This is a genomic window from Vibrio sp. Isolate33 (assembly GCF_022397895.1).
In the GTDB taxonomy this organism is placed as follows: domain Bacteria; phylum Pseudomonadota; class Gammaproteobacteria; order Enterobacterales; family Vibrionaceae; genus Vibrio; species Vibrio pomeroyi.
Genome location: NZ_JAKEUP010000025.1, coordinates 18,484 through 30,075, shown reverse-complemented (window position 1 = coordinate 30,075; position 11,592 = coordinate 18,484). Strand labels below are relative to the sequence as shown.

Here is an 11,592-nt window from a genome sequence, read left to right as displayed (position 1 = left end):
CCATTAAACCAAAACGAAATAGGCCAGCAATGCTGGCCTATTTTTTATCTAGAACGATAGAAGATTATTTCAGAGAGTTGTGGATCAGAAACTCTTCTTCAACGCCTTTCAGTTTCATCTCATCCATAATGAAGTTGACAGTGTTCAGCAAGCGCTGCTCACCTTTAGGAATCAAGTAACCGAATTGGCTGTTGGTAAACGGCGTTTCACAGCGTGCTGCTTCAAGGCGCTCGTCCGTTACTTGATAAAATAGACCTTCAGGGGTTTCTGTCACCATGACATCTACTTTGCCTTCCGCAACGGCTTGCGGAACGTCTAGGTTGTTTTCGTAACGTGTGAAGCTTGCGTTCTGCAAGTTAGCGTCTGCAAATATCTCGTTAGTACCGCCAATATTCACGCCCACACGAACCGAAGACAGATTTACTTTCTCAATGCTGTCGTACTGTTCTGCTTTACCTTTCGCAACTAAGAAACACTTACCAAAGGTCATGTAACCCTGAGTTTGTTCTGCGTTTAACTGGCGTTGCATTTTGCGCGTAATACCACCCATCGCGATGTCGTATTTATCGCTGTCGAGGTCGGTCAGCAGATCTTTCCATGTGGTACGAACAATCTTTAATTCGACACCTAGCTGTTCTGCTATGTGCTGTGCGACATCGATATCGTAGCCAGAGTATGTTTTACCGTCGAAGTAAGAGAAAGGCTTGTAGTCGCCTGTGGTGCCCACACGAAGGGTACCTGATTTTTGAATGTCTTCTAACTGGTCAGCTTGTGCGACACCAGAAAGTGCCAGAGCAATGGAAGCAAGTAATAGTGATGTTTTTTTCATTGTAATTATCTGTTGTGTTTGTCTAGTTGTTAAAAGTAACAGAAAGAAAAGCAGAAAGAGATCAAACCATTGGAAAGTTAAAAATAAAGTGGGATTTCGATTAATCGGGATAAAAAATCTGCTTGAACGAGCCTTTTGACTGGAGAAATAGAAGGGTTTGGGGAAGGGGATAATACTTATCAAAGTGTCACTTAGAGTAAGAGCGACAGTTAAGTTGAGAGGCAAACAAAAAGCCCATGTTATCGAATAACATGGGCTTCATTATTGGTTTAACGTGTTAGCTGCTTTCTTTAACTATTTAGCGTTTAGCGTTTAGCTACTTAGCAACTGACTCGTTGTTCATCTTAGCCGGAGCCTTAGATGCGTTAACCAGTAGGATACCAACGGTGAGTACCATCGAACCACATAGTAGGAACAACAAGCGTCCTGTCGGTTCGTTTGGAATCAGAGCCATTGCTAGGATACCGAAACCTGCTGTGCTGATAAGCTTACCAAGCATTGAACGCTGTTTAGTATCTAGGTTTTGTTGCTCTTCACCTTCCGCTACTAGCGGCGTGTTCCAGTTAGTGAATAGTTGGTCAACTTCTTTCTCACGTTCAGGCGATAGGCCTTTGTAGAAGCGAGAAGTCATGATGAAGTAACCACCAGTGAACACTACGTGAGCTGCTAAGCTTAGACCAACTTTCAAGTCGCTCCATTCACGGCCAGTCAGTGCTGTTTCTAGACCAAATAGGTTCTCGATGTCTTCTGCTTGAAGAGAGATACCGAAGATGTAAGAAACGAAACCACCAACCACTAGAGTAGACCAACCAGCCCAGTCAGGTGTCTTACGAATCCACATACCTAGTAGTACAGGGATAAGCATTGGGAAGCCAATCAACGCACCTACGTTCATCACGATATCGAACAAGCTTAAGTGACGTAGAGAGTTAATGAACAGACCAATCGCGATGATGATAACACCCATCATGATAGTTGTTAGCTTACTTACAATAACCAGCTCTTTCTGAGTTGCGTTTTGACGAAGAACTGGGCTGTAGAAGTTCATTACAAAGATACCAGCATTACGGTTCAAACCTGAATCCATAGAAGACATCGTTGCAGCGAACATTGCTGACATAAGAAGACCAACCATACCTGCTGGCATTACGTTCTGTACGAATGCTAGGTAAGCAGCATCACCGGCTTTATCGCCCATTGATGTGTATTGCTCAGCAAACTCAGGCATGAATGCACTTACGTACCAAGGTGGTAGGAACCAAATTAATGGACCAACAACCATAAGGATACATGCTAGGCCTGCCGCTTTACGTGCGTTTTCACTGTCTTTCGCACATAGGTAACGGTAAGCGTTGATGCTGTTGTTCATTACACCGAACTGCTTCACGAAGATGAACACAACCCAAAGGATGAAGATGCTCATGTAGTTTAGGTTGTTACCTAACATGAAGTCGCCGTCGAAGTTAGCAACGATGTTAGTTAAGCCACCACCGTGGAAGTAAGCTGCAACCGCACAAGTGATTGTCACGGCCATGATTACAAGCATTTGCATGAAGTCAGAAGCAACAACCGCCCAAGAGCCGCCCGTTACTGCCATCAATACTAGAACCATACCCGTTACCACAATGGTTGCTTCCATTGGGATGTTGAATACAGCTGCTACGAAGATAGCTAGACCGTTTAGCCAGATACCTGCAGAGATGAGGCTGTCCGGCATACCTGCCCATGTGAAGAACTGTTCAGACGTTTTACCAAAGCGCTGACGAATAGCTTCGATCGCAGTTACCACACGAAGTTGGCGGAACTTTGGAGCGAAGTACATATAGTTCATGAAGTAGCCAAATGCGTTGGCTAAGAATAGGATTACAATAACGAAACCGTCATTGAACGCGCGTCCTGCGGCACCTGTAAACGTCCATGCTGAAAACTGTGTCATGAAGGCAGTTGCACCAACCATCCACCACAACATTTTGCCGCCCCCTCTGAAGTAATCACTAGTCGATGTGGTGAACTTACGGAACATCCAACCAATAGCGATTAAAAAGAAGAAGTAGGCGAGAACAACAAAAGTATCAATAGTCATCTTTTCAGCCTTTTAAATATCATAATTAACTGGGCTTAGATTAACGCGTCCAAAGGTTTATTTGTACTACAATATGTCTTTAGTATGATCTAGGTCGCATTGATTTTTACCTGCTTACGTTGTGATTATTTAAGTTGTTGTTTTTAAATGAATAAATTGTCCGCCCGATTTATTTTAGATTCAAAATAAATTGGGTCGCAAATGTTTATATGTATTACAATATAAGCGATAAGCTTTCAGTTTGCCTTATTTATAAGATTTTAATTATAACCGTAACAAATATGCTACAACTTGGCGTGATTTTACGATGGAATTCACGCTAAATTTCAATACTCAATCGCTAAGTCATGTTTCCGGCTTTTAAGTGTAGCTTATTGTTTTTAATTCTTTATTTCTGTTTCGCGTTTCCCATTTCTTTTTGATTTGACCACGGCTTTAGCGTTTGGGCTCTTAGCTTGTCTAATGGGCGGAAATAAGAGTGGGAAACCGCGCTATCCATACCAATAGCTTCAGGTTTAGGCGTCGTGTCTCTTGATGGCGATTTCTATGATGCTGGATTCTATTGAGATGACTTCTCTGAGGGTGGCTTTCTAAGCACTGCAAGCGCTCTGTGAAGCGTTAAGATAGCGTGCTATGCAATATCATTGAGTGCGAAGCTGGTGGGTGGTTTGATTAACAGGAAGGTATTGGAGAGGTCTTAATTGGGCGTAAACGTTTGGTAGAGCAGGGGATACCCTAAGTTGCTGAGTTGCTGAGTTGCTGAGTTGCTGAGTCCTCCAAACTTCCGGATATCGATAACAGCAAATACTGAATCCGCGGAACCTTAGAAAACAAAAAGCCTCACCGAGGTGAGGCTTTATCACTAAACCTGAAACAGATTAAGCGTTAACGTGATCAACTGCGTCACGAACAAGTTTGCCTAGCTCGTCCCACTTACCTTCGTCGATAAGGTTAGTTGGAACCATCCAAGTACCGCCACACGCAAGTACAGAAGGGATAGATAGGTATTCGTCTACATTCTTCAAGCTCACACCACCAGTAGGCATGAATTTAACAGGGTAAACCGCTGTTAGTGCTTTAAGCATACCAGTACCGCCAGAAGGCTCAGCAGGGAAGAACTTCAGCGTGCGAAGGCCCATTTCCATTGCTTGCTCAACTAGGCTTGGGTTGTTAACACCCGGTACGATTGCAACACCTTTGTCGATACAGTATTGAACAGTACGAGGGTTGAAACCCGGGCTTACGATGAAATCAACGCCCGCTTCGATAGATGCGTCAACTTGCTCGTTAGTCAGTACAGTACCTGAACCGATTAGCATGTCTGGGAATTCTTTACGCATGATGCGAATCGCTTCGATTGCACATTCTGTACGTAGTGTGATTTCTGCACATGGCATGCCGTTTTCAACCAATGCTTTGCCTAGGGGGATGGCATCTTCAGCACGGTTGATAGCGATTACAGGGATTACTTTTAGGTTTGCTAGTTGTTCATTTAATGTAGTCATGAATTCTTTCTCACGTTAATAATGGGCCTGCTTTCAACTAAGCAAACCCTTGATTAATAGTTAAAGTGCGCAATTATAGAGACAAATCAGGCGTTGCTTCTAGAGGAATGATAGCACCTGGATGCTGAATCACAGTCCCTGCCACAATATGGCCAGCCAATGCTGCATCGCGCGCGTTGCCACCGCTCAAGCGTTTAGCTAAGAAGCCTGCACTGAACGAGTCGCCAGCGGCTGTTGTATCAACAATGTTGTCTACTGGGTTTGGTGCAACGTACTGAGCGCTTTGGCTTTCAACTACTAGGCAGTCTTTCGCGCCACGCTTAATGATGATCTCTTTCACACCAGACTCAGACGTACGTGCAATACACTGTTCAATGCTTTCGTCGCCGTACAACTCTTGCTCGTCATCGAACGTAAGTAGTGCTGTGTCAGTGTACTTAAGCATTTTCAAGTACCAAGAAATCGCTTCTTGTTGGCTTTCCCAAAGTTTAGGACGGTAGTTATTGTCGAAGAATACTTGGCCGCCTTGAGCTTTGAATTTGTCTAAGAAGTTGAATAGCTGCGTGCGTCCGTTCTCTGTCAAGATAGCAAGCGTAATACCACTTAGGTAAACCGCGTCAAAAGAGAATAGCTTATCAAGTAGAGCAGGCGTGTCTTGCTGATCAAACATGAATTTTGCAGCAGCGTCACTACGCCAGTAGTGGAAGCTACGCTCACCAGTTTCATCGGTCTCGATGTAGTAAAGCCCTGGTTGTTTGTGATCAAGCTGAGCGATTAAGCTTGTGTCGATACCCTCTGCTTGCCACTTTTCCAACATGTCGACACTGAATGGATCAGTACCTAACGCCGTTACATAGCTTGTTTGGATATCTTGCTCTTTTGTTAAGCGTGACAGGTAAAGTGCTGTATTCAGTGTATCGCCACCAAAACTCTGCTTAAGCCCGTCTTGTTTCTTTTGTAGCTCAACCATGCACTCGCCAATGACCGCGATGTTTAATGATTTCATATGCTTACCTTAGCAACTGAGGTTGCGCTATTCATTATTTTAGGAAATCTTCACGCGCAGGGTTGAAGATATCAAGAAGGATGCTGTCTTGCTCTAGAGCAACCGCACCGTGCATCATGTGTTTACGAGCAAAGTAAGCATCGCCTTCTTTAAGCACTTTCTTCTCGCCTTCGATTTCAGCTTCGAAGCTACCACGAACTACGTAACCGATTTGGTCGTGAATCTCATGAGTATGAGGATGGCCAATCGCGCCTTTATCAAAACATAGGTGAACAGCCATAAGATCGTCAGTGTAAGCAACGATTTTACGCTTAATGCCGCCGCCAAGTTCTTCCCATGGGTTTTCATCTAGAATAAAGAAAGAGTTCATTGTGTATCTCCTAATCTGTTTAAATCTTTTAAGTGTTACTTAACTGTGTTCATCATAAGGGAATGACTTCAATTGTAATACAATATATCTAAAATTGTGTGATACCGATCAAGTGATACTTTATATAGCCTAAATAAATCAACAACTTAACAAATGCCTGTTATTTACCATTCGCTATCTACATCAATGACTTACAGTGATTTATGTGATTCTACTCATCATTTAGCACTGAATTGCTATAATTAAAGCTCATATTGTATTACTTTATATGGAGTTTGAAAATTTAATCAAAGTTTAAGCAGATAAACTCTTTATTGAGGGTGACAAAGAATATGACGACTAAACCAGTATTGTTGACTGAAGCTGAAATCGAGCAACTTCACCTGGCGGGTGGTTACGAACATAACCGCCACAAGCAAAACTACACGTACATGAACTTAGCTGGTCGCATGTTCTTGATCACTAAAGAGCAAAAGTACGCTGACTTTGTTACAGAACTACTAGAAGAATACGCAGACAAATACCTAACGTTTGATTTCCACGTACAGAAGAACACTAACCCTACCGGTCGTTTGTTCCACCAAATCTTGAACGAACACTGCTGGTTAATGTTCTCAAGCTTGGCTTACTCTTGTGTTGCTTCAACACTGACACAAGAGCAGCGTGACAACATTGAGTCTCGTATTTTCGAACCAATGCTAGAAATGTTTACAGTTAAATACGCACACGACTTCGACCGCATCCACAACCACGGTATTTGGGCTGTAGCCGCTGTGGGTATTTGTGGTCTTGCTCTAGGCAAGCGTGAGTACCTTGAAATGTCAGTGTACGGCATTGACCGTAACGACACTGGCGGCTTCTTAGCGCAAATCTCTCAACTGTTTGCACCTTCTGGCTACTACATGGAAGGTCCTTACTACCACCGTTACGCGATTCGCCCAACTTGTGTATTCGCGGAAGTGATTCACCGTCATATGCCTGAAGTGGATATCTACAACTACAAAGGTGGCGTGATTGGTAACACGGTACAAGCGATGCTGGCGACAGCGTACCCGAACGGCGAATTCCCAGCTCTGAACGATGCATCTCGCACAATGGGCATCACAGACATGGGTGTTCAGGTTGCAGTGAGCGTTTACAGCAAACATTACTCATCTGAAAACGGCGTTGACCAAAACATTCTTGGTATGGCGAAGATTCAAGACGCAGTTTGGATGCACCCATGTGGTCTTGAACTATCTAAAGCCTATGAAGCGGCGTCTGCTGAGCAAGAAATCGGCATGCCTTTCTGGCCAAGTGTTGAATTGAACGAAGGCCCTGAAGGTCACAACGGCGCCCAAGGCTTTATCCGTATGCAGGATAAGAAAGGCGACGTTTCTCAGTTAGTGATGAACTACGGTCAACACGGTATGGGTCACGGCAACTTCGATACGCTGGGTATTTCTTTCTTCAACCGCGGTCAAGAAGTGCTTCGTGAATACGGTTTCTGTCGCTGGGTTAACGTGGAGCCAAAATTTGGCGGCCGCTACCTAGACGAAAACAAATCTTACGCTCGTCAAACGATTGCTCACAACGCAGTAACGATTGATGAAAAATGTCAGAACAACTTTGATGTTGAGCGTGCGGATGCAGTACACGGCTTACCACACTTCTTCAAAGTAGAAGACGAGCAAATCAACGGTATGAGTGCGTTTGCTAACGATCACTATCAAGGTTTTGACATGCAACGCAGCGTGTTCATGCTAAATCTTGAAGAGTTGGAATCTCCGCTACTATTGGATCTTTACCGCTTAGATTCTGAGAAAGGTGGCGAAGGCGAACACCAATACGACTACTCACACCAATATGCCGGTCAGATTGTTCGTACTAACTTTGAATACCAAGCGAACAAAGAGTTGAGCACGCTGGGTAGTGACTTCGGTTACCAACACCTATGGAACGTAGCAAGTGGTGATGTGAATGGCACAGCACTTGTGAGCTGGCTACAAAACAACACCTACTACACATGGTTAGGTGCGACGTCTAACGACAATGCTGAAGTTATCTTTACTCGCACTGGCGCGAATGACCCAAGCTTCAACCTACGTTCAGAACCTGCTTTCATTCTACGTAGCAAGGGCGAAACAACACTGTTCGCTTCTGTTCTAGAAACGCACGGTTACTTCAACGAAGAGTTCGAGCAATCAGTCAATGCTCGTGGTGTTGTGAAAGACATCAAGGTTGTAGCGCATACAAATGTGGGTTCAGTCGTTGAAATCAGCACAGAGAAATCAAACGTGACCGTGATGATCAGCAACCTACTTGGTGCGACTGACAAGACTGAACACAAGGTAGAGCTGAACGGCAAAGTATACAGCTGGACAGGCTTCTACTCAGTAGAGACAACGTTACAAGAAACAAATTCAGAAGAACTTAACACTGCAAAGCAGGGGAAATAATAATGAGCTATCAACCACTTTTACTTAACTTTGATGAAGCAGCAGAGCTTCGTAAAGAACTTGGCAAGGATAGCCTTTTAGGTAACGCACTGACTCGTGACATTAAACAAACTGACGCTTACATGGCTGAAGTTGGCATTGAAGTACCAGGTCACGGTGAAGGCGGCGGTTACGAGCACAACCGTCATAAGCAAAACTACATCCATATGGATCTAGCAGGTCGTTTATTCCTTATTACTGAGGAAACAAAGTACCGTGATTACATCGTTGATATGCTAACAGCGTACGCGACGGTATACCCAACATTGGAAAGCAACGTAAGCCGTGACACTAACCCTCCGGGTAAGCTGTTCCACCAAACGTTGAACGAGAACATGTGGATGCTTTACGCTTCTTGTGCGTACAGCTGCATTTACCACACTATCTCTGAAGAGCAGAAGCGCCTTATCGAAGACGATCTTCTTAAGCAAATGATCGAAATGTTCGTTGTTACTTACGCACACGACTTCGATATCGTACACAACCACGGCCTATGGGCAGTGGCTGCGGTAGGTATCTGTGGTTACGCGATCAACGATCAAGAATCTGTAGATAAAGCACTTTACGGCCTGAAATTGGACAAAGTAAGCGGCGGTTTCCTAGCGCAACTTGACCAACTGTTCTCGCCAGACGGCTACTACATGGAAGGTCCTTACTACCACCGTTTCTCTCTACGTCCAATCTACCTGTTCGCAGAAGCGATTGAACGTCGTCAGCCAGAAATCGGTATTTACGAATTTAACGATTCAGTGATCAAGACAACGTCTTACTCTGTGTTCAAAACTGCATTCCCAGACGGCACATTGCCAGCTCTGAACGATTCATCGAAGACGATCTCTATCAACGATGAAGGCGTGATCATGGCGACGTCTGTGTGTTACCACCGTTACGAGCAGACTGAAACTCTGCTTGGTATGGCTGATCACCAAAAAAATGTTTGGGTTCATGCTTCTGGTAAAACACTGTCTGACGCGGTTGATGCAGCAGACGACATCAAACCATTCAACTGGGGTAGCCTGTTTGTAACAGACGGCCCTGAAGGCGAAAAAGGCGGCGTAAGCATCCTGCGTCACCGTGACGAGAAAGACGACGACACAATGGCGTTGATCTGGTTTGGTCAGCACGGTTCTGATCATCAGTACCACTCAGCACTAGACCACGGTCACTACGACGGCCTGCACCTAAGCGTATTCAACCGTGGCCACGAAGTACTGCACGATTACGGTTTTGGTCGTTGGGTAAACGTTGAGCCTAAGTTTGGCGGTCGTTACATCCCAGAAAACAAGTCTTACTGTAAGCAGACGGTTGCTCACAACACAGTAACGGTTGATCAGAAAACACAGAACAACTTCAACACAGCATTGGCTGAGTCTAAGTTTGGTCAGAAGCACTTCTTCGTAGCAGACGACCAGTCTCTGCAAGGAATGAGCGGCACGATTTCTGAGTACTACACTGGCGTAGACATGCAGCGCAGCGTGATTCTTGCTGATCTTCCTGAGTTCGAAAAGCCGCTAGTGATTGATGTTTACCGCATCGAAGCTGACGCAGAGCACCAGTACGACTTACCAGTTCACCACTCTGGTCAAATCATCCGTACTGACTTCGATTACAACATGGAAAAAACGCTTAAGCCATTAGGTGAAGACAACGGTTACCAACATCTGTGGAACGTTGCTTCAGGCAAAGTGAACGAAGAAGGTTCTCTAGTAAGCTGGCTACATGACAGCAGCTATTACAGCCTAGTAACCAGCGCTAATGTGGGCAGCGAAGTTATCTTTGCTCGTACTGGTGCTAACGATCCAGACTTCAACCTTAAGAGTGAGCCTGCGTTCATTCTACGTCAGTCTGGTCAAAACCATGTGTTTGCTTCTGTATTGGAAACACACGGTTACTTTAACGAGTCTATCGAAGCCTCTGTAGGCGCTCGTGGTCTGGTTAAATCAGTGTCTGTTGTTGGCCATAACAGTGTCGGGACTGTTGTGCGCATTCAAACGACATCTGGCAACACTTACCACTACGGTATTTCAAACCAAGCTGAAGATAAGCAGCAAGCAACTCACACTGTTGAGTTTGCTGGTGAGACATACTCGTGGGAAGGATCATTTGCTCAACTGTAAATGATCAACATACATACCGTTTAACGATGGTATGTGCTGATATGGTGCTTTGCGGGAACGAAGCGCCATGTCATGTTCGGTTGTAAGGGTGTTCACATCTGAGTAACTGAACGAAACTAAAGTCGATGACAAAGAATATCGGAAATAAGTCAAACCGAGTAACTCGTTGCGAGTTACTCGGTTTTTTTATGTTTGCGATTTGAGAGTCATTCTTTCACGCGTACTGGAATTGACCGTGGGTAATTAGAGTTGTTCGAAGATAACAAGAGTGAGCCGAAGATAACTAGAATGAGTCGAAGGTAACCAGAGTGGACTAAAGTTTAGATTGGAGATTAATCGACAAGGGAATCAAGCATGAAGGGATTAATGGCGATATTGATGATTTCAAGCGCTGCTTATGTCAATGCGGAAACCGTAGTTAAGGACAGCACCGAGGAATTTGTGCGCTATCAATATCAAGATAAAATCAGTTATGGGAAGTTAGATAAAGGCGATGTGTTGCCAATCAGTGGCGATATCTTCGGTGAGCATTCAGTCGCAAAAACCTCAATTCCTCTTAAGTCAGTCGAAGTATTGTTACCTACCAAGCCTGAAAAAGTATTCGCGGTGGGCATGAACTTCGCCAGCCACTTAGCGTCACCTGCCGATGCGCCGCCCCCTATGTTTCTTAAGCTTCCTTCTTCTTTAACCCTCACCGGCGAAGTGATTCAAGTGCCACCGAAAGCGAAGAACGTTCATTTTGAAGGAGAGCTGGTGGTTGTGATTGGTAAAGAGTTGAGCCGAGCCAGTGAAGAGGAAGCCGAGCAAGCGATCTTTGGTGTCACGGTGGGTAACGACATTACAGAGAGAAGCTGGCAAGGCACGGATTTACAATGGTTACGAGCGAAAGCTTCAGATGGCTTTGGCCCCATTGGTAATACGATTGTTCGTGGTATCGACTATAACAACGTGCAATTAACCACGCGTGTAAATGGCAAGGTTGTTCAACAAGAGAATACTTCGTTTATGATTCACAAACCTAGAAAAGTCATCAGCTACTTGAGCCAATATTTTACCCTCAAGCCGGGCGATCTTGTGTTCATGGGAACGCCGGGAAGAACCTATGCTTTGTCCGACAAAGACCAAGTGAGTGTCACCATTGAAGGGGTAGGGACTGTCATTAATGAAGTGCGTTTCTAAGTGTGAATTTGCCTGTAAAGTCTTAA

8 protein-coding genes are annotated in these 11,592 nt (G+C 44.6%); 3 read left to right on the top strand and 5 right to left on the bottom strand.

Annotated elements, in window-relative coordinates; genetic code table 11:
* Nucleotides 1–64 precede the first annotated feature (64 nt).
* The 5 genes from L1D37_RS22145 to L1D37_RS22125 all read right to left on the bottom strand — a co-directional run bounded on the left by L1D37_RS22145 (nt 65) and on the right by L1D37_RS22125 (nt 5,793).
* Nucleotides 65–829, bottom strand: a complete 765-nt coding sequence (locus L1D37_RS22145) for a transporter substrate-binding domain-containing protein (RefSeq protein ID WP_239849196.1) — start codon at nt 827–829, stop codon at nt 65–67.
* Between the two features lie 316 nt (nt 830–1,145).
* A complete protein-coding gene (locus tag L1D37_RS22140) occupies nt 1,146–2,912 on the bottom strand; it encodes a sodium:solute symporter family protein (RefSeq protein WP_123304909.1) in 1,767 nt (588 codons plus the stop codon).
* Between the two features lie 878 nt (nt 2,913–3,790).
* Nucleotides 3,791–4,417, bottom strand: a complete 627-nt coding sequence (locus L1D37_RS22135) for a bifunctional 4-hydroxy-2-oxoglutarate aldolase/2-dehydro-3-deoxy-phosphogluconate aldolase (protein WP_017069898.1) — start codon at nt 4,415–4,417, stop codon at nt 3,791–3,793.
* A 73-nt stretch (nt 4,418–4,490) separates the two neighbouring features.
* Nucleotides 4,491–5,423 (bottom strand): sugar kinase, encoded by a 933-nt coding sequence (locus tag L1D37_RS22130; protein WP_123302291.1) that lies wholly within the window; start codon nt 5,421–5,423, stop codon nt 4,491–4,493.
* A gap of 34 nt (nt 5,424–5,457) precedes the next feature.
* Complete coding sequence (locus tag L1D37_RS22125; protein WP_009846518.1) at nt 5,458–5,793, bottom strand: cupin domain-containing protein; 336 nt, start codon at nt 5,791–5,793, stop codon at nt 5,458–5,460.
* Nucleotides 5,794–6,125: 332 nt separating this feature from the next.
* On the opposite strand from L1D37_RS22125, the gene L1D37_RS22120 reads away from it, so the two are divergent.
* The 3 genes from L1D37_RS22120 (at nt 6,126) to L1D37_RS22110 (ending at nt 11,566) form a co-directional block, all read left to right on the top strand.
* The gene (locus tag L1D37_RS22120; RefSeq protein WP_239849195.1) at nt 6,126–8,231 is read left to right on the top strand and encodes a heparinase II/III family protein; all 2,106 of its coding nucleotides are present in this window, start codon (nt 6,126–6,128) and stop codon (nt 8,229–8,231) included.
* Between the two features lie 2 nt (nt 8,232–8,233).
* Nucleotides 8,234–10,387 (top strand): heparinase II/III family protein, encoded by a 2,154-nt coding sequence (locus L1D37_RS22115; RefSeq protein ID WP_239849194.1) that lies wholly within the window; start codon nt 8,234–8,236, stop codon nt 10,385–10,387.
* Nucleotides 10,388–10,765: 378 nt separating this feature from the next.
* On the top strand, nt 10,766–11,566 hold the full coding sequence (locus tag L1D37_RS22110; protein ID WP_239849199.1) for a fumarylacetoacetate hydrolase family protein: 801 nt from the start codon (nt 10,766–10,768) through the stop codon (nt 11,564–11,566).
* The last annotated feature ends 26 nt before the right edge of the window (nt 11,567–11,592 follow it).